Origin of the sequence: Bradyrhizobium huanghuaihaiense (assembly GCF_025200885.1) — a bacterium.
Classification (GTDB): domain Bacteria; phylum Pseudomonadota; class Alphaproteobacteria; order Rhizobiales; family Xanthobacteraceae; genus Bradyrhizobium; species Bradyrhizobium huanghuaihaiense.
The window spans coordinates 1,700,001-1,719,449 of sequence record NZ_CP104172.1; the positions used below are offsets into that span (position 1 = coordinate 1,700,001).

At 64.9% G+C, this 19,449-nt stretch carries 14 protein-coding genes and 1 pseudogene (1 of these 15 cut by a window edge); 9 read left to right on the forward strand and 6 right to left on the reverse strand.

The features are described from left to right. The 3 genes and pseudogenes from N2603_RS08045 to N2603_RS08055 form a co-directional block, all read left to right on the forward strand. Positions 1-267: pseudogene (locus N2603_RS08045) on the forward strand (endonuclease domain-containing protein) (it extends 332 nt beyond the left edge of the window). An 83-nt stretch (positions 268-350) separates the two neighbouring features. Then, positions 351-1,856 (forward strand): glycerol kinase GlpK, encoded by a 1,506-nt coding sequence (gene glpK, locus N2603_RS08050; RefSeq protein WP_260388323.1) that lies wholly within the window; start codon positions 351-353, stop codon positions 1,854-1,856. Between the two features lie 178 nt (positions 1,857-2,034). Further along, positions 2,035-2,628: a GNAT family N-acetyltransferase gene (locus tag N2603_RS08055; RefSeq protein WP_260388324.1), complete on the forward strand. Its 594-nt coding sequence runs from the start codon at positions 2,035-2,037 to the stop codon at positions 2,626-2,628. A 384-nt stretch (positions 2,629-3,012) separates the two neighbouring features. Here the strand turns inward: N2603_RS08055 and N2603_RS08060 are convergent, their stop codons facing one another. Then, the gene (locus tag N2603_RS08060; RefSeq protein WP_260388325.1) at positions 3,013-3,996 is read right to left on the reverse strand and encodes a threonine/serine dehydratase; all 984 of its coding nucleotides are present in this window, start codon (positions 3,994-3,996) and stop codon (positions 3,013-3,015) included. Positions 3,997-4,023: 27 nt separating this feature from the next. Between N2603_RS08060 and N2603_RS08065 the strand changes: the two genes are divergently transcribed. After that, positions 4,024-4,326, forward strand: coding sequence for an ArsR/SmtB family transcription factor (locus N2603_RS08065; RefSeq protein ID WP_235543256.1), 303 nt, complete (start codon positions 4,024-4,026; stop codon positions 4,324-4,326). Positions 4,327-4,480: 154 nt separating this feature from the next. Next, positions 4,481-5,110, forward strand: coding sequence for a glutathione S-transferase family protein (locus tag N2603_RS08070; RefSeq protein WP_260388326.1), 630 nt, complete (start codon positions 4,481-4,483; stop codon positions 5,108-5,110). Positions 5,111-5,387: 277 nt separating this feature from the next. Here N2603_RS08070 and N2603_RS08075 read toward each other — a convergent pair whose 3' ends face one another. From N2603_RS08075 to metF, 3 genes are all read right to left on the reverse strand, one after another. Then, on the reverse strand, positions 5,388-6,245 hold the full coding sequence (locus N2603_RS08075) for a tetratricopeptide repeat protein (RefSeq protein ID WP_260388327.1): 858 nt from the start codon (positions 6,243-6,245) through the stop codon (positions 5,388-5,390). A 496-nt stretch (positions 6,246-6,741) separates the two neighbouring features. Next, a complete protein-coding gene (gene metH / locus N2603_RS08080; RefSeq protein ID WP_260388328.1) occupies positions 6,742-10,590 on the reverse strand; it encodes a methionine synthase in 3,849 nt (1,282 codons plus the stop codon). 6 nt (positions 10,591-10,596) lie between these two features. Beyond that, positions 10,597-11,517: a methylenetetrahydrofolate reductase [NAD(P)H] gene (metF, locus tag N2603_RS08085; protein ID WP_260388329.1), complete on the reverse strand. Its 921-nt coding sequence runs from the start codon at positions 11,515-11,517 to the stop codon at positions 10,597-10,599. Between the two features lie 381 nt (positions 11,518-11,898). Between metF and N2603_RS08090 the strand changes: the two genes are divergently transcribed. Further along, positions 11,899-12,912 carry an LLM class flavin-dependent oxidoreductase gene (locus N2603_RS08090; protein ID WP_260388330.1) on the forward strand — a complete coding sequence of 338 codons (1,014 nt, stop codon included), beginning with the start codon at positions 11,899-11,901 and terminating at the stop codon, positions 12,910-12,912. A gap of 124 nt (positions 12,913-13,036) precedes the next feature. On the opposite strand, the gene N2603_RS08095 is transcribed toward N2603_RS08090, so the two are convergent. Further along, complete coding sequence (locus tag N2603_RS08095) at positions 13,037-13,894, reverse strand: prephenate dehydratase (protein ID WP_260388331.1); 858 nt, start codon at positions 13,892-13,894, stop codon at positions 13,037-13,039. A gap of 21 nt (positions 13,895-13,915) precedes the next feature. Continuing rightward, positions 13,916-14,656 (reverse strand): 3-deoxy-manno-octulosonate cytidylyltransferase, encoded by a 741-nt coding sequence (locus N2603_RS08100; RefSeq protein ID WP_260388332.1) that lies wholly within the window; start codon positions 14,654-14,656, stop codon positions 13,916-13,918. 221 nt (positions 14,657-14,877) lie between these two features. Between N2603_RS08100 and N2603_RS08105 the strand changes: the two genes are divergently transcribed. From N2603_RS08105 to N2603_RS08115, 3 genes are all read left to right on the forward strand, one after another. After that, positions 14,878-15,432 (forward strand): c-type cytochrome, encoded by a 555-nt coding sequence (locus N2603_RS08105; RefSeq protein ID WP_018646575.1) that lies wholly within the window; start codon positions 14,878-14,880, stop codon positions 15,430-15,432. A 211-nt stretch (positions 15,433-15,643) separates the two neighbouring features. After that, a complete protein-coding gene (locus N2603_RS08110; RefSeq protein ID WP_260388333.1) occupies positions 15,644-17,560 on the forward strand; it encodes an extracellular solute-binding protein in 1,917 nt (638 codons plus the stop codon). A 14-nt stretch (positions 17,561-17,574) separates the two neighbouring features. Continuing rightward, positions 17,575-19,449, forward strand: a complete 1,875-nt coding sequence (locus N2603_RS08115) for an extracellular solute-binding protein (protein ID WP_260388334.1) — start codon at positions 17,575-17,577, stop codon at positions 19,447-19,449.

Here is a 19,449-nt window from a genome sequence, read left to right on the forward strand (position 1 = left end):
GTCGAGCTCTACGGATCGCGCGAGGCTGAGACCACACCCTTGAAGCATCGTCGGACCTGGTGCTCCGGGCGATGTCTCTCTTACCCTCCCCTGGAGGGGGAGGGTCGATCGCGCGTAGCGCGAGCGGGGTGGGCTGATCTCTCCACTCGGGCACCGCATCGGTGGAGAGACTGTCACCCCACCCCGCAACGCATTCCGCTTCGCTGCATGCGTAGCGACCCTCCCCCTCCAGGGGAGGGTAAGGACACCACCATCATCCAACCTTGACCTTCCGCCTCCAATCCGCTCCCTTTGGCCCGACACAATGACCCTATCAGGGAAACGCCAAGAAAACGCGAAGGTAAGCCGCCATGTCTTTCGTCCTCGCCATCGACCAGGGCACCACCTCATCGCGCGCGATCGTGTTTCGCGGCGACATTTCCATCGCGGCGAAGGCGCAGGCCGAGTTTCCGCAGCACTTTCCGGCCTCTGGCTGGGTCGAGCACGAGCCGGAGGACATCTGGACCTCGACCGTGATGGTGTGCCGCGAGGCGATCGAGCATGCCGGCATCAGCGCAAAGGACATCGCCGCGATCGGCATCACCAACCAGCGCGAGACCACCGTGGTGTGGGACCGCGCCACCGGCCAGGCCGTGCACCGCGCCATCGTCTGGCAGGACCGTCGCACCGCCGACATCTGCGCGAAACTGAAAGCCGACGGCCGTGAGCCGGTGATCTCGCAGAAGACCGGCCTGATCATCGATCCCTATTTCTCCGGCACCAAGGTCGCCTGGATCCTCGACCACGTTCCCGGCGCCCGCGCGCGCGCCGCGCGCGGCGAGCTGCTGTTCGGCACCATCGATTGCTATCTGCTGTGGCGCCTCACCGGCGGCAAGGTGCACGCCACCGACGCCACCAATGCCTCGCGCACGCTGCTGTTCAACATCCACACCGGCCAGTGGGACGACGAGCTGCTGGAGATCATCGGCGTGCCGCGCTCGATGCTTCCCGAGGTGAAGGATTCCTCCGCCCGCTTCGGCGAGAGCACGCCCGACCTGTTCGGCGGCGCCATCGCGATCTCCGGCATCGCCGGCGACCAGCAGGCCGCCACCATCGGCCAGGCCTGCTTCCGTCCTGGCATGATGAAATCCACCTACGGCACCGGCTGCTTTGCCCTGCTCAACACCGGCACGACGCCCGTCGTCTCCAGGAACAAGCTGCTCACCACCGTCGCCTATCAGCTCGACGGAAAACGCACCTACGCGCTTGAAGGCTCGATCTTCGTCGCCGGCTCGGCGGTGCAGTGGCTGCGCGACGGCCTCGGCATCATCAAGCACGCCGCCGAGACCGGGCCTCTTGCCGATCAGTCGGACTCCATGCAGAGCGTTTATCTCGTCCCCGCCTTCGTCGGCATGGGCGCGCCCTACTGGAATCCGCGCGTCCGCGGCGCGCTGTTCGGCCTCACCCGCAACACCGGTCCCGCCGAGCTGGCCCATGCCGCGCTCGAAAGCGTCTGCTACCAGACGTTTGACCTCTGGGCCGCGATGCGCGCGGATTGGCCGAGCTCGGAAACCGCCAGCGTCGTGCTCCGCGTCGACGGCGGCATGACCGCCTCCGACTGGACCATGCAGCGCCTCGCCGATCTCCTCAACGCCCCGGTCGACCGCCCCGTGATCCAGGAGACCACGGCGCTGGGCGCCGCCTATCTCGCCGGCCTCAATGCGGGCGTCTATCCCGAGCCGACAAAATTCGCCGACAACTGGCGCCTCGAGCACCGCTTCAAGCCGAACATGAGCGAAGCAACGCGCGAGCGGAAGCTCGCCGGCTGGGCAAGGGCGGTGAAGGGCGTGCTGGCGAGCGACGAGGGCGAGGGCTGATAGCTCTCTATCAACGTCGTCCCGGCGAAAGCCGGGACCCATACTCCGCAGCCGATGTTGTGAACGGGACTCGTCGTTCCAGCTTCGCCAAATAATCTACACTCGTGGTTATGGGTCCCGGCCTTCGCCGGGACGACATAGGATATGTGGCTCGCGCTTGGCTCAACAGGAAACCGCAATGATCCTCCCCGACGGCTATTCCGACGTCCCCGCCGGCAAGATCGCCGCCGTCGTCACCCATCTCGAAATGACCGCACCACCCGCACGCCGCGCCGATCCGCCCGGCAGCTGGACCCTGCGCAAGATCGACACCCCCGCGCCCGACTGGTACCGCGACATCTACCGCCGCGTCGGCGAAGACTGGCTATGGTTCTCCCGCGCACGCATGAGCGACACGGAGCTCGCCGCAATCATCCACGCGCCGGGAATCGAACTCTATGCCCTGGCCGTGGACGGCCGCGACGAAGGTCTGCTGGAGCTGGACTTCCGGCAGCCCGGCCACTGCGAGCTGGTCTATTTCGGCGTCACCGCCGGCTTGATCGGTACCGGTGCCGCCCGCTTCCTGATGAACCGCGCGCTGGAGCTCACATGGTCACGCGATGTCCACCGCGTCTGGGTCCACACCTGCACCTTCGATCATCCCTCCGCCGTCGCGTTCTACCAGCGCTCCGGCTTCCGCCCCTTCCGCCGCCAGATCGAGATTGCCGACGATCCGCGTCTCGACGGCGCCGCACCGCGAACTGCGGCGAGGCATGTGCCGATCATTGAGTAGTGCGCGGCGCCTCCCCACCGTCATTGCGAGGAGCCCTTGCGACGAAGCAATCCAGGCTGCCTCCGCGGAAAGATTCTGTATTGCTTCGCTGCGCTCGCAATGACCGAGCGTGGTGCTGCTGCTTCCCTTCAAGTCGACACATCAACACGCAACGGCGTCGTAGCCCGGATGAGCGAAGCGATATCCGGGGCAGCTCTTAGAGGACGTCCCCGCATGTCGCTACGCTCATGCGGGCTACTCCTCACGCACTCCTCAAAACACCTTCTGCTCCGCCCTCGCTAGCGAAAGCCCCCGCTGCATGGCGTTGAAGCACGTCAGCCCAATCTGCTCCGACCGGCACGTGAATCCCGCGCGCTGCGCCCGACGTGATCATGCACCCCGCAATTAGCTGTCGAAATTCACCGCCGTCGTGTTGGCGCCGCAGACCAGGACCGCGATGCGCTCGCCGGCCGCGGGACGATAGCGGCCGGAAAGCAGCGCGGCAAACGCGGCTGCGCCGCCGGGCTCGGCGACGAGACGCAGGCGCGACCACAGGGCGGCCTGGGCCTGCCGGATCGCCTCGTCGCTGACGAGGACGACGCGCTCGACATGGGACCGCGCAAACGGAAACATCAACGCGCCGACGCGCCGCGGCGCGAGACTGTCGGCGGCGATGCCGCCGGCCGGCGCATCGACCGGCGTGCCCGCTTCGAACGCGGCGTGCAGGGTCGGCGACTGCTCCGGCTCGACCGCGACGATGCGCGTCCGGCCGGCGTACCACGCCGCGATGCCGCCGATCAGTCCGCCGCCGCCGACCGCCACCAGCAACGTGTCGATGCCGGGCGCATCCTGCTCCAGCTCCAGGGCGACACTGCCCTGGCCGAGCAGGGTTTCGGCCTGATCATAGGCATGAACGGCCAACGCGCCGGTCCGCGCGACATGCGCTTCGCTGGCGGCGAGCGCATCGGCGTAGCGGTTGCCGGCGATCACGAGCTTTGCGCCATAGCCGCTGATGCGCTCGGCCTTGGCCGGTGAGGTGATGTCGGGCACGAAGATCGTGGCGGGAATGCCGAGCTGCTGCGCCGCGTACGCGACCGCCGCGCCGTGATTGCCTCCGGATGCCGCGACGACGCCGGCCTCCGGCACCTGCCGCAGCAGCAGATTGGCGAAAGCGCCCCGCGCCTTGAACGATCCGGAATGCTGCAGCATCTCGAGCTTGAACATGACGCGTGCCGCCGGCAGGCCGAAATCGGCGAGGTCGGCCTGAATGAGCGGCGTGCGCCTGATATGCGGACGAATGACCGCCTCGGTCGCCGCGATCCGCTCCCGATTGATGTCCATTGTCGCTGTCATGATGGCATCCCTCTTACCGCATCGGAGAGTTGACATCAATTAGGTAATTAGCAAAATGGCTAAATGAAATTTGCCGTCGCCTTGCGAGCGCTCGCCAACGAACGCCGCCTGCAAATCCTGGATTGGCTGCGGGATCCGCGAAAGCATTTCCGCGAGCAGGCCGATGGCGACCTGGTCGAGGACGGCGTCTGCGGACTGCTGATCGCCGAAAAGCTCGGCGTCAGCGCACCGACCTTGAGCGAGCACATGCGGGTGCTGACGGCGGCAAAGCTGGTGCGCGCCAAGCGCATCAAGCAGTGGACGATGTACAAGCGCAACGAAACCGCGATCGCCGCCATCAAACGCGAGATCCGAGACGGTCTTTGAGCGCGCCGCGCGTGTCTTGTGCGCGCGATGCTGTCGAGCGCGCCGTTGCATCCGGCTCAATGCTCCATGTCCAATATCTTCCTTGCGCCGCGCCGTTCTTCCCGCGGATACTGATCGGCCCCGCCTTGTCCATTGAACGAGAAGAGCGCGAACCATGTTCCTGATCGGCCAATACGATTCCCCCTTCGTCCGCCGTGTCGCGATTGCGCTGCGGCTCTATGGGCTCGCCTTCGAGCACAAGCCGTGGTCGACCTTCGGCGATGCCGAGAAGATCGCGCCGTACAATCCGCTGCGCCGCGTGCCGACCCTGGTGCTCGACGACGGCGAGGCGCTGATCGAGAGCACGATCATCCTCGATTATCTCGACGAGCTCGTCGGCGAGGGGAAGGCGATGCTGCCGCGCAGCGGCGCCGGCCGGCGCAAGCATCTGCGCATCTGCGCGCTCGCCTCCGGCCTCGGCGACAAGGCGGTCAGCCTGCTCTACGAGCGCGTTCTGCGGAAGGAGCAGCTCGCGCTCTGGGTCGAGCGCTGTCAGGCGCAGATCGCGGACGTGCTCGGCGTGCTCGAAGCCGAGTGCGTCAGGGTGACGACGCCGTACTGGCTTGGCGAGCGCATCGGTCACGCCGACATCGCAGTCGCCTGTGTCGTCCGCTTCACCCGCGAAGCGCATCCGCAGCTGTTCGATGCCGCACGCTATCCGGCGCTCAGCGCGCATACCGAGCGCTGCGAGGCGCTGGCCCCATTCCAGGAGATCGTGCAGCCGCTGGCCCCGCCGAAGGGATGAGGTCCCTTACCCTCTCCTGGAGGGGTCCGGGACGAGCGTAGCTCGCCCGTGGTCGATCGCGCGCAGCGCGAGCGGGGTGGGGTGATCTCTCACCACGGGCAGCGCTTCGGTGGAGAGACTGTCACCCCACCTCGGTCCGCATTCCGCTTCGCTGCATGCGAACCGATCCTCCCCCTCAAGGGGAGGATGGGCACCGCGCGTGTGGGACCTGAGTTGCCGGCTCCATCATTCGGGGCCCGACGTCGGCACGCACCCGAGAATGACGAAGTGTCGTGAACTATCTGCTCCGCTTCACGCCAACCTTGTCGAGATACTCGTCCAGCTCGAACCCCAGTTCCTCGGCGCGATCGAAATAGGATTCCGCTGCGTCGAGATCCTTCTCCATCCCCTCGCCGCGCGTCGCCATCACGCCGAGCGCTGCTGCGGCGCGGCCGACGCCGAGATCGGCGGCGCGCTTGTACCAGTGGACGGACTCGTTGAAATCCTGCGCAATGCCAGGCAATTGCCCGGTGGCATAGAACACGCCGAGATTGGCGCAGGCGCGCGGCTGGTCGCGTTGTCCGGCCTGCTTCAGGTAGAACACCGCCTTGCTGCGGTCGCCGATGCCTTGCATCGCATAGACGAACAGCTCGAAATAGGCATCTGCATTGCCGCGCTTCGCCGCCTCCAGATGCAATGCAAGACTTGCCGCGACGTCTTTGGGACGCCCGCGACCATTATAGGCCATCAGTCCCAGGAGATAGCGCACAGCGCCGTCGGGATCGCCACCTGCAAGCGCCTTCTGCGCATAGCCATAGGCGTCGTCATATCTCTGGAACGTCCAATAGAGATTGTAGGCGGCGAGATAGGCGCCGTAGTCCAGGCCGAGCTCAGCCGCGCGCTTGTAGGCGTCGACCGCCGCCTCGCGGTCGCGCGGCACCCCCCAGCCGTTCCACAGGCAGCGGCCATAGTCGACCCACGCGCTGGCGTGCCCGCCGAGCGCAGCTTCGTGCAGCGCCCTGGCCAGCATGCCGCGGCTCTCGACCGGCTCCTCGCCTGCCTCGATCGCCTTGAACAGGGCCACCGCAGCGGCATAGAGCTGGTCGTCGCGCGACGGCGAGCGGGGCTCGGCGAGAAGCCTTGTGACGGTTTGCATGGTTGAACGTGCGTCCGCTGGTTTCGATGGCTGCTGCGCGGCCGGCGCCATCGCCGCATCGGGTGAGGCGGCTTGACGCGAAACGGAGATCCCGCCGGCGATCACGAGGCAGAAGGCCAGGATTTCCAGACGATTGCGAATGGCACCCTCCCGCGCGCGCCGACCGCGTGTTTGTCGGTACGAGGCGCGCGCCGGTTCACGGATGGAGAGACAGCAGGGCGAGTGTCGTAGCCCGGATGAGCGAAGCGATATCCGGGAAGACCGGTCCCGCATGTCGCTTCGCTCATGCGGGCTACGCTCTTGCTCGCCTGAACGGCACCAGTGGTGTGGGACGCACCCCAAAACTGACGATGCCAGGCGGTCGGCGATGATGAAATATTACCGCTGTTTTGCCCGACGCCGCAACTTGCTTTCGGTAAGACCGAAAATTCGTCAACCCTTTCAACCCCATGCTACTGTGCATGGGGTTGTTTTCGCGTTTTTGTTTTGAAGGCGCTTATCCCGCGCCCGCGCGCTTCTTCTGCCAGACCAGATGCACCGCGCAGGTGCAGCCCGGCGGATGCGAGGCGAGGTCGTTTGACGCCTCGTCGTTCGCCGGCGTTGCCGCGAAGGCCTTGTCGGTCTGCTGCGACGGGATGTAGTTGAGCACCGGCGCGAGCCAGCGCTCGGCTTCCGCCACCGTCATGCCCTTGCGCGCCGCGTAGTCCTCGACCTGGTCGCGCTCGATCTTGCCGACCCCGAAATAAAAGCTCTCGGGGTTCGCGAAATAGAGCCCGGACACGCTGCTGCCCGGCCACATCGCAAAGCTCTCGGTCAGCTTCACGCCGGCGGTCGCTTCTGCATCGAGCAGTTCGAACAGCGTCGCCTTCTCGGTGTGATCGGGCTGCGCGGGATAGCCGGGCGCGGGACGGATGCCCTGATACTTTTCGAGGATCAGCTCGTCGTTGGAAAGCGCCTCGTCCGGCGCATAGGCCCAGAACTCGCGGCGCACGCGGGCATGCATGCGCTCGGCGAAGGCCTCGGCGAGACGGTCGGCCAGCGCCTTGCACAGGATCGAGGAGTAATCGTCGTTCGCCATTTTGAAGCGGTCGGCGACCGCGTCCTCGCCGATGCCCGCGGTGACGACGAAGCCGCCGATATAGTCGGGCACGCCGGCGGGCGCGATGAAGTCTGAAAGCGCCGCGTTGAAACGGCCCTCACGCTTCTCGAGCTGCTGCCGCAGCGTGTGCAGCGTCGCGATGCTCTTGGTACGGCTCTCGTCGGCATAGAGCACGATGTCGTCGCCTTGCGCGTTCGCCGGCCAGAAGCCGATCGTCGCACGGGCCCGGAACCATTTTTCCTTGACGATGGTGTCGAGCATCTTGCGCGCATCGTCGTAGAGCGAGCGCGCGACCTCGCCGACCTTGGCGTCGTCGAGGATGGCGGGGAAGCGCCCCGCGAGCTCCCAGGTCTGGAAGAACGGCGTCCAGTCGATATGCGGCACGAGCTCGGCGAGATCGTATGCGTCGAAGCTGCGCGTGCCGAGGAAGGTCGGCTTCACCGGCTTGTTCTTGGAAAAGTCGACCGGCACGCGATTGGCGCGGGCGGCAGCGAGCTTCAACCGCTTCTTGTCGGCCTGCGCGCGCAGATGCGCGTCGGAAATCTTGGCGTATTCGGCGCGCACCTCGGCCGCATAGGCCTCGCGTTTCTCCGGCGAGAGCAGCGAGGAGGCGACGCCGACGGCGCGGCTGGCGTCGTTGACATGCACGACCGGCCCGGCGCGATAGCTCGGGTCGATCTTCACCGCCGTATGCACGCGGCTGGTCGTGGCGCCGCCGATCAAGAGCGGCAGCTTCAGCCCTTCGCGCTGCAATTCGCCGGCGAAGAACGCCATCTCGTCGAGCGAGGGCGTGATCAGGCCTGATAGCCCGACGATGTCGGCCTTCTCCGCTTTCACCGTCTCGACGATCTTGGCGGCCGGCACCATCACGCCGAGGTCGATCACCTCATAATTGTTGCACTGGAGCACGATGCCGACGATGTTCTTGCCGATGTCGTGGACGTCGCCCTTCACCGTCGCGAGCACGATCTTGCCGGCGGACGACGAACTCTCGGTGCCGATGCCGCTCGCAAGGTTGCGCGCCTTCTCTTCCTCCATGAACGGCATGAGGTAGGCAACGGCCTGCTTCATGACGCGCGCGGACTTGACGACCTGCGGCAGGAACATCTTGCCGTCGCCGAAGAGGTCGCCGACCACGTTCATGCCCGCCATCAGCGGCCCCTCGATCACATCGAGCGGACGCGAGGAATTCTTGCGGGCCTCTTCCGTATCCTGTTCGATGAACTCGGTGATGCCGTGCACCAGCGAATGCGACAGCCGCTTCTCCACCGGCCATTCGCGCCAGGCCAGATCGGCTTCCTTGCTCTCGGTCTTCTTGCCGCGGAATTTCTCGGCGAGCGCCAGCAGCCGCTCGGAGGCGCTGGGGTCGCGGTTGAGGACGACGTCCTCGCAGGTCTGGCGCAATTCAGGGTCGATGTCGTCATAGACGATCATCTGCCCGGCATTGACGATGCCCATATCCATGCCGGCCTTGATGGCGTGATACAGGAACACCGAGTGCATGGCCTCGCGCACCGGCTCGTTGCCGCGGAACGAGAACGACAGATTGGAGACGCCGCCCGAGATGTGCGCGCCCGGCAGGTTCTGCCGGATCCAGCGCGTCGCCTCGATGAAGTCGACGCCGTAATTGTTGTGCTCCTCGATGCCGGTCGCGATCGCAAAGATGTTCGGATCGAAGATGATGTCCTCAGGCGGGAAGCCGACCTTGTTCACCAGGATGTCATAGGCGCGCTTGCAGATCTCGGTCTTGCGCGCGAAGGTATCGGCCTGGCCGACTTCGTCGAACGCCATGACGACGACGGCCGCACCGTGACGGCGGGCGATCTTCGCCTCGTGAATGAACTTCTCCTCGCCTTCCTTCATCGAGATCGAATTGACGACCGGCTTGCCCTGCACGCATTTCAGGCCGGCTTCGATCACAGAGAATTTCGAGGAGTCCACCATCACGGGGACACGGGCGATGTCGGGTTCGGCGGCAACGAGGTTCAGGAACGTCACCATCGCGGCTTCGGAATCGAGCAGGCCTTCGTCCATGTTGACGTCGATGATCTGCGCGCCGTTCTCGACCTGGTCGCGCGCGACCTGCAGCGCGGCGGTGTAGTCACCGGCGGTGATCAGCTTGCGGAAGCGGGCAGAGCCGGTGACGTTGGTGCGCTCGCCGACGTTGACGAAGGGAATGGCGTCCGTCAGCACGAACGGCTCGAGGCCGGAGAGACGCAGGCGCGGTTCGATCTCCGGCACGATGCGCGGCTTGTGCGGAGCGACCGCGGCGGCGATTGCCGCGATATGATCCGGCGTGGTGCCGCAGCAGCCGCCGACGATGTTGACGAGGCCGTCACGGGCGAATTCGCCAACGAGGCGCGCCATGTATTCCGGCGTCTCGTCGTACTGACCGAACTCGTTGGGTAGGCCGGCGTTGGGATAGGCGCACACAAGCGTGTCGGCGACGCGGCCGATATCGGCGATATGGGCGCGCAAATCTTCGGCGCCGAGCGCGCAGTTGAAGCCGATGGTGACAGGCTTTGCGTGCCGCACCGAATTCCAGAACGCTTCCGGCATCTGCCCGGACAGCAGGCGGCCGGACTTGTCGGTGATGGTGCCCGACACCATCACGGGCATGTCGATGCCGAGCTCCTCGGTGATTTCGGCGATGGCATAGAGCGCCGCCTTGGCGTTGAGCGTGTCGAAGATGGTCTCGACCAGCAAGAGGTCGACGCCGCCGTCGATCAGGCCGCGGATCTGCTCGCCGTACGACTTGCGCAAATCGTCGAAAGTGACGGCGCGGTAGCCGGGATTGGAGACGTCGGGGGAAATCGAGGCGGTCCGGTTGGTGGGACCAATGGCTCCCGCAACGAAGCGCGGCTTGCCGTCCTCGGCTTCAACGCGCCTTGCAGCATTGCCGGCGAGGCGGGCGCCTTCGCGCGCCATCTCGTAGACGATGTCGGTGAGGTCGTAGTCGGCCTGCGCGATCGACGTCGTCGAGAACGTGTTGGTTGCGACGATGTCGGCACCGGCGCGCAAATAGGCGGCGTGGATGTCCTCGATCGCCTGCGGCTGGGTCAGGATCAACAGGTCGTTGTTGCCGCGCAGGTCGCGATGGAAATCCTTGAAGCGCTCGCCGCGGAAGGCTTTCTCGTCGAACTGGAGGTTCTGGATCATCGTGCCCATGGCGCCGTCGAGCACGAGGATGCGCTCGCGCGCGGCGTTCAGCAGGGCAGTTCGCTTGGCGGAAACGGGTACGGTCATTTTCTCTTACGCAGCCTTCTGGGCGCTCTTGGCGCGAATGCCGAGCAAATGGCTGATCGCGAACACGAGATCGGCGCGGTTCATGGTGTAGAAATGGAAGGTGTCGACGCCGTGCTTGGCGAGCTTCTGCACCTGGCCGGCGGCGACCGTCGCGGCGACCAGCTTGCGCGTCTCTGCATCGCCGTCGAGGCCCTCGAATTTCGCGGCGAGCCAGTCGGGCACGGTGGTGCCGTTCCGGGTGACGAAATTGCGCGCCTGCTTGAAATTGTGCATGGGCATGATGCCCGGCACGATCGGAATGTCGATGCCGCGCGCGCGGACACGATCGAGATAGCGGAAGTAAAAGTCGTTATCGAAGAACACCTGGGTGATCGCGCGCGTCGCGCCGGCATCGACCTTGGCCTTCAGCGTGTCGAGATCGGCGTCGAAGTCGCGCGCCTCGGGGTGCTTCTCGGGATAGGCCGAGACCGACACTTCGATATCCGCGTGCCGCTTCTTGATCCCAGCGACGAGGTCCGCGGAGCTCTGGTAGCCGTCGGGATGGCTGGAGTAGGGCGTGCCGATGCCGCCGGCGGGATCGCCGCGCAAGGCCACGATGTGGCGGACGCCGACCTCGTGATAGCGGTCGACGATCTCGTCGATCTCGCCGCGCGAGGCGCCGACGCAGGTCAGATGCGCGGCCGGCAGCAGCGCGGTCTCCTTGAGGATGCGGGAGATGGTCGAATGCGTGCGCTCGCGGGTCGAGCCGCCGGCGCCATAGGTCACCGAGACGAATTTCGGATCGAGCGGGGCCAGCCGGTTGATGGTCTCCCAGAGATTGCGCTCCATCTCCTCGGACTTGGGCGGAAAGAACTCGAAGGAGATCGCAGGCCGCTTCAGGTGCCCGTCTTGCCGGTCGGCTGTCGCAGGCGTCGTCAGGTCAGTCATGGCACCACTCATCGCAAGGATCCCGCCAAGTCTTCGTGGCCGGCCGTCAGGTCAAGTTTGGAGCGGGTAAGATAGGACAAAGGCCGTCTGGCCGACAGCCCATCGGAAGTGGGAAGTAGCCCACTTCCGTTGGGCAGTGTGCTATTTTGTGCCGTTTTGAAGCTGATGTGGGATAAGGTTTGAAGTATAAATTACACAGTGATACCATAATGTTACGGGGCGCAAGATACCGCTCGAATTCATGTGGGCAGTTTGAAGATGGTGTGTACGCCGCTGTCTTTGGCCCAATACCGCGAGCTCAACTGCGCGCGCGGCGCGCACACGCCAGACCTGCGCGGCCAACCATTGCCGCCACGCAGCCCTTCACTACGTTAACGCGCCATGATCCCGCTCTCAGTCCTCGACCTCTCCGTCGTCACCACAGGCACCAAGCCGGCCGCCGCGCTGCGCAACAGCATCGACCTGGCGCGCCATGTCGATGGGCTCGGCTATGTCCGCTACTGGCTCGCCGAGCATCACAACCTTGCCTCCGTCGCAAGCCCGGCGCCCGACGTGATGATCGGGCAGATCGCGGCGGTGACGAAGCACATCCGCGTCGGCTCCGGCGGGGTGATGCTGCCCAACCACGCGCCGTTGGTCGTGGCCGAGCGCTTCAAGATGCTGGAGGCGCTGTTTCCCGGTCGTATCGATCTCGGGCTTGGCCGCGCCCCCGGTACCGACGGCGCAACCGCCTACGCGCTGCGCAGCCGGCTCGATCGCCGCGAGGGCGACGATTTCCTGGAGCGGCTGCACGAATTGATCCTGTGGCAGACCCGCGAATTCCCGTCAGGGCACCCCTATAACAACGTCGTCGCGATGCCCGACGATACCCCCCTGCCGCCGATCTGGCTGCTCGGCTCCAGCGATTATTCGTCGGAGCTCGCGGCGCAAGTCGGCATGGGCTTCGCCTTCGCGCATCATTTTGCGTCCCACGATGCGATCGATGCGATGGTGCATTACCGCAATCGCTTCCAGCCGTCGGCCTGGCGCGCGAGCCCGCATGCGATCCTCGCGGTCGCCGTCGTTGCGGCGGAGACCGACGAGGAAGCCGAAAAGCTCGCGACCTCGTTCGATCTCAATCGCCTCCGCCGCGACCGCGGCCAATATCTGCCGCTGCCGAGCGTCGAGGAGGCGCTGGCTTATCCCTATACGGATTCCGAGCGCATCTCGATCGCTCGCAACCGTTCGCGCCTGTTCGTCGGCAACCCGGCGACGGTGCAGAGGAAGCTGCAGCCGCTGATCGATGCGAGCAAGCCGGACGAGTTGATGGTGATCACCGCTGTGTATGACCACGAGGCGCGGAAGAAGTCGTATTCGCTGCTGGCGGAAGCGTTTGGGCTGGCGAAGGCTGCGTAAAAGTTCTCGTGCCCCGGACGCAGCGCAGCACGCAGTGATGCGCTGCAGAGCCGGGGCCCATCGCAGCTCTGTCAATCGCTGCTTCTGGGTTCCGGCTCGCGCTTCGCGCGTCCGGGACACGACATCAATCCTGCGTCTCGCTGAACGTCGCGCGGAAGGGGTGGCCCGGATAGACGCCGACGATGCGGAATTCGCGCGAGAAGAATTTCAGCTCCTCGATCGCGAAGGCGAGGCCCTTGTCTTCGGGATGGCCGTCGACGTCGGCATAGAACTGCGTGGCGAAGAAATTGCCGTCGACCATGTAGCTCTCGAGCTTGGTCATGTTGACGCCGTTGGTGGCAAAGCCGCCGAGCGCCTTGTAGAGCGCGGCGGGCAGGTTGCGCACGCGAAATACAAAAGTGGTGACCAGCGGGCCCGAGCCTTGGGGAGCCCATTTCGGCTCACGCGCCAGCACCACGAAGCGCGTGGTGTTGTGGGCCTCGTCCTCGATGTCCTCGGCGAGGATATCGAGGCCGTAGATCTTCGCGGCGAGGCGCGAGGCGATTGCGGCGACGGTCTTGTCCTTGCGCTCGGAGATGTCGCGGGCGCTGCCGGCGGTGTCGGCGTGCACGATCGGCTTGATGCCGAGCTTGCGGATGATGCGGCGGCACTGGCCGAGCGCATGCACATGGCTCTCGACGCTCTTGATGTCTTCGAGCTTGGTGCCCTTCACCGCCATCAGCTGATGCCGGACCGGCAAGAACCATTCGCCGATGATGAACAGGCCGGAGGCCGGCAGCAAATGATGGATGTCGGCGACGCGACCGGCGACCGAGTTCTCGATCGGGATCATGCCGAGGTCGGCCTCGCCCGACGAGATCGCCGACAGGGCGTCCTCGAAGGTGGCGCAGGGCATCGGCTCGGCGTCGGGATAGGCCTCGACGATGGCGATGTGGGAATTGGCTCCGGGTTCGCCCTGGAATGCGATCTTCATCTTGCTCATGGTCGGCCTTGTAGCAGCGGCTCAGGATTTGGAAAGGATGCTGCGCGCGGTTTCGAGATCGGGCGGCGTGTCGACGCCGCGGGGCACGCTGTCGACGATCATGATGTCGATGCGCATGCCGGCCTCCACCGCCCGGAGCTGCTCCAGGCTCTCCTGTTTTTCGAGGGGCGAGGGCGGCAGCGACACGAACCGCTCCAGCGCCGCGCGGCGATAGGCATAAAGGCCGATGTGGTGGTATCGCGGTCCGTTTCCGTACGGGGCGGTGGCGCGCGTGAAATAAAGTGCGCGCAGACGCTTCGGCCCGATCGGCGAGCCGATCGCCTTCACCACGCTCGGGGCGAGATCCTCCTCCTCGGTGTGGATCTGGGAGGCCAGCGTCACGATGTCGACCGCGGGGTCGTCAAAGGGCGGCAGCACCTCGCGGATCGTCTGCGGCGTGATGGTCGGGAAATCGCCCTGGAGATTGATCACGATCTCGACCTTGCCCGCGGGGTCGAGCTTCTGCATGGCCTCGTGGATGCGGTCCGAGCCGGAGGGGTGGTCGGCGCGGGTCATCACCGCCTCGCCGCCATGGGCCGTCACGACCGAGGCGATCTCGTCCGTGTCGGTGGCGACCGCAACCCGGCCGATGCCGGCGGCTTCCGCACGGCGCAGGACATGCACGATCATCGGCAGGCCCGCGATGTCGGCGAGCGGCTTGCCGGGCAGGCGGGTGGCGGCCATGCGGGCCGGGATCAGCACCAGGATGCGGGGATCGGTCATCGGTTCAAGGGCCTGGAAATGGAGCGTTTTCCGCGCCGAGAAATGGGGTGGGGACGGGTTCGAAGCCGGGTCGCTTATACGGGTTGCCAGACCCCGGGCAAACCGATATCTCAATGGCAAAACTCGGGGAAACAATAAGGAACGTTCTGATTCTCCCGAGGCTCGTCCTGGCGGCCGCTTGGGCCGCTGTTTCCTTCTTGCGGTGTGGGGCCTGGCCGGAAATGGACTCTTTCGAACTCAATAAAATCATGGGTGCCGTGCTTGGTACCTGTCTCTTTCTTCTGGTGACCAGCTTCACCGCCCAGGCGTTGTTCTCGCCCAAGATGCCGGAAAAGCCGGGCTTCGAGATCGCCGTGAAGGAAGACGCCGGCCACGGTAAGGAAGGCGGCGCCGCCGCGGCCTCCTCGGAGCCGATCGAGAAACTGCTGCAGACTGCCTCCGTCGAGAAGGGCGCTGCCGCCGCCAAGAAGTGCGGCGCCTGCCACACCTTCGAGAAGGGCGGCCCGAATCGCGTCGGTCCGAACCTCTATGGCGTCGTCGGCGAGGCCAGGGGCCAGGGCCGCAACGGCTTCAACTTCTCGGCCGCGATGAAGGGCAAGGGCGGCACCTGGACCTTCGACGACCTCAACAAGTTCATCGCCAATCCGAAGGGCTTCATCCCGGGCACCGCGATGGGCTTCGCCGGAATCCCGAAGGATTCCGAGCGCGCCGACGTCATCGCCTATCTGAACTCGCTGTCGGAGCATCCGCAGCCGCTGCCGACGGCGTCGAAATAAGGCTTCAAGAACCGATTTTGGAAGATGCGGCCAGGCTGAAAAGCCTGGCCGTTTCCTTATGCGGGCCTCGCGAGCTCGTTATCGGGGCGTTTGGCCGCATCCGGGAGGCCGTCCGGCCTTCCAACATGAGGAAAAAGCAACATATTCCGTCGAAACCTCGCCTATATTGGGACCTTAAAGGAGTAGCCTCCTTCAAGACAGGACTATTGATTTGGCCATTACCCGACGCGATCTCCTGCTCACTGGCACTGCTGCCGCAGCGCTCCCCGCCCTCGGTTCCGTGGCGGGCGTTCCCGTCATCGGTGCGGCACAGGCGCAATCGGCGAGCGAGCTGCCTTCAAATGGGTTGCCTTGGCGCCATGCGCTGTCGCTGTTTGGCAAGGTCAAGTACCCCGCCGACTTCAAGCGCTTCGACTACGTCAATCCGGAAGCCCCGAAGGGCGGCGTCGCGCGCCAGATCGCCGTCGGCACATTCGACAATTTCAACATCGTCGTGTCTGGGGTGAAGGGCCAGGTCTCCGGAGCGGTCGCGTTCATCTACGAATCCCTGCTGACGCCTGCGCTCGACGAAGTCTCGACCGAATATGGCGCGCTGGCCGAAGCCGTCAGCCACCCCGACGATTTCTCCTTCGTCACCTATCGCTTGCGAGCGCAGGCCAAATGGCACGACGGCAAGCCCGTCACCGTCGAGGACGTGATCTTCTCGCTCGATTCCTTCAAGAAGCATCACCCGATGTATTCGGCCTATTACAGTCATGTCGTGAAGGCCGAGAAGGTCGGCGAGCGCGAGGTGAAGTTCGTGTTCGACGCGCCGGGCAATCGCGAATTGCCGCAGATCGTGGGGCAGCTCACGGTTCTGCCGAAGCATTGGTGGGAGGGGACCGACGCGCAGGGCCGCAAGCGCGATGTCTCCGCGACCACGCTGGAAGTGCCGCTCGGCTCCGGGCCCTACAAGGTCAAGGAATTCGTCGCCGGACGCTCGATCGCGCTGGAGCGCGTCAAGGATTATTGGGGGCGCGACCTGCCCGCCAATGTCGGCCGCAACAATTTCGACGAGCTGCGTTACGAGTATTTCCGCGACGCCACCGTGGCGATCGAGGCCTTCAAGGCCGATCAGGTCGATTGGCGCACCGAGAACAGTGCGAAGAGCTGGGCGACGGCCTACGACTTCCCGGCCGTGGCAGAAAAGCGCGTGATCCTCGAGGAGTTCGCCAATCGCAGCTCGGGCGTGATGCAGGCTTTCGTCCCGAACCTGCGCCGCGCCAAGTTTGCGGATCCCCGCGTACGTCGTGCGCTCAACTACGCGTTCGACTTCGAGGAGATGAACAAGCAGATCTTCTACGGGCAGTACAAGCGCATCAGCAGCTATTTCGACGGCATCGACGAGCTCATGGCGACCGGATTGCCTCAGGGCAAGGAACTCGAAATCCTCGAGACCGTTCGTGCCGAAGTGCCGCCCGAAGTCTTCACGACAGCCTACACCAATCCGGTCGGCGGCAGTCCCGAAGCCGTGCGCGATAATCTGCGCGAGGCGCTGCGCCTGTTCAAGGAGGCCGGCTATGAGGTGCGCGACCGCAAGCTGATCGACGTCAAGACCGGCGCACAGTTCTCGCTGGAATTGCTGAACCAGGATCCGAGCTTCGAGCGGGTCACGCTGTTCTACAAGCCGTCGCTGGAACGGCTCGGCATCGCCGTGAGCGTGCGAACGGTCGACCCGACCCAATACGAGAACAGGACGCGCGAGTGGGATTTCGACGTCGTCACCAACTCTTGGGGCGAGTCGCAATCGCCAGGCAACGAGCAGCGCGAGTTCTGGTCGTCCAAGTCGGCCGATATTGCCGGCTCGCGCAATATCACAGGCACCAAGAATCCGGCGGTCGACAAGCTGATCGAGCGGCTGATCTACGCCAGGGATCGCGACGATCTCGTCGCGGCCACCAAGGCGCTTGACCGCGTGCTGCTGTGGAATCACTACGTCGTGCCGCAGTGGACCTACACCAAGGTGCGCACCGCGCGCTGGGATCGCTTCGGCCGGCCATCGGAACTGCCCAAGTACGGTCAGTCCGGCTTCCCATTCATCTGGTGGTACGACGCAGATAAGGCGGCACGGATCGCAAAGAAATCGTGAAGGATATCCTCCGCATGGCGCAGCTTTCACGCCGGCATGTGCTGGCCTTAAGTGCCGGCGGTGCACTCAGCGCCGCCCTGTCGCGCGGCGCGGCGGCGTCGGAAGGGCCGGCCGAAGCCCACGGCATCTCCGCCTTCGGCGATCTCAAATATCCCGCCAACTTCCACCATTTCGACTACGTCAATCTGGACGCGCCGAAGGGGGGCACCTTCTCGCTCATCCCGTCGGTGCGCGCCTACAACCAGTCCTACCAGACCTTCAACTCGCTCAATGCCTACATCCTGAAGGGCGACGGCGCGCAAGGCATGGACATGACGTTCGTGCCGCTGATGGTGCGTGCAAATGACGAGCCTGACGCGATGTACGGGCTGGCCGCCAAATCCGTGCAGATCTCGCCGGACAAGCTGGTCTATCGCTTCACCATGCGGCCTGAGGCGAAATTCCACGACGGCAGCAAGCTCACCGCCCACGATGCAGCGTTTTCGCTGACGGCGCTGAAGACCAAGGGGCACCCGCTGATCATCGTGCAGATGCGCGACATGGTCAGTGCGGAAGTTCTCGACGATGCGACGCTCGTCGTCACCTTCGCCAAAGGTCGCGCGCGCGACGTGCCGCTCTATGTCGCGGGCCTGCCGATCTTCTCCAAGGCGTATTATGCGTCCCGCCCGTTCGACGAGTCGTCGCTGGAGATCCCGTTGGGCTCGGGCCCGTACAAGGTTGGCAGATTCGAGGTCAATCGTTACATCGAATACGAGCGGGTGAAGGACTGGTGGGCCGCCGATCTGCCGGTATGTCGCGGCAGCTACAATTTCGACGTCGTGCGCTACGAATTCTATCGCGACCGCGATGTCGCTTTCGAGGGCTTTACTGGCAAGAATTATCTCTACCGCGAGGAATTCACCTCCCGCATCTGGGCGACGCGCTACGACTTTTCGGCGGTGAAGGACGGGCGCGTCAAGATGGAGGTCGTGCCCGACGATACGCCGTCCGGTGCGCAGGGCTGGTTCATCAACACGCGGCGCGACAAGTTCAGGGATCCGCGCGTGCGCGAGGCGCTGATCAACGCGTTCGATTTCGAGTGGACCAACAAGACCATCATGTACGGGGCCTATGCCCGTACGGTGTCGCCATTCCAGAATTCTGACCTGATGGCCAGCAACGAGCCTCCATCGCCGGAGGAGCTGAAGCTGCTGGAGCCGTTCCGCGGCCAGGTTCCCGAGGATGTGTTCGCGGCGCCGTTTACCCCGCCGGTCTCCGACGGCTCCGGGCAGGATCGCAGCCTGCTCCGCAAGGCGCAGCAACTGCTGAACGAGGCCGGCGTGCCGATCAAGGACGGCAAGCGGGTGCTGCCGAACGGCGAGGTGTTCAAGATCGAGTTCCTGCTGGACGAGCCTTCGTTCCAGCCGCACCACGCGCCTTACATCAAGAATCTGGGCACTCTCGGCATCGAGGCGAGCGTGCGCGTCGTCGACGCCGTGCAGCACAAGGCGCGCCAGGAAGATTTCGACTTCGACATGACCATCCAGCGCTTCAGCATGTCGGCGACGCCGGGCGATGCCATGCGCGCATTCTTCTCGTCGCAGGTTGCGAACACCAAGGGCTCTTACAATCTCGCGGGCGTCGCCAGCCCGGCCATCGACGCCATGGTCGAGAAGCTCATGGCCGCCGACAGCCGCGAGGAACTGACCGTCGCCTGCCGTGCGTTCGATCGTTTGTTCCGCGCCGGCCGCTATTGGGTGCCGCAATGGTATAACAAGACGCACCGGCTGGCTTATTGGGATCAGTTCGGTCACCCCCAGAAGCTGCCGCGTTACGCCAACGGTGTCGGTGCTCCCGACATCTGGTGGTATGATGGCGCCAGGGCGGCCAAGCTCGAGCAGACGAAATAA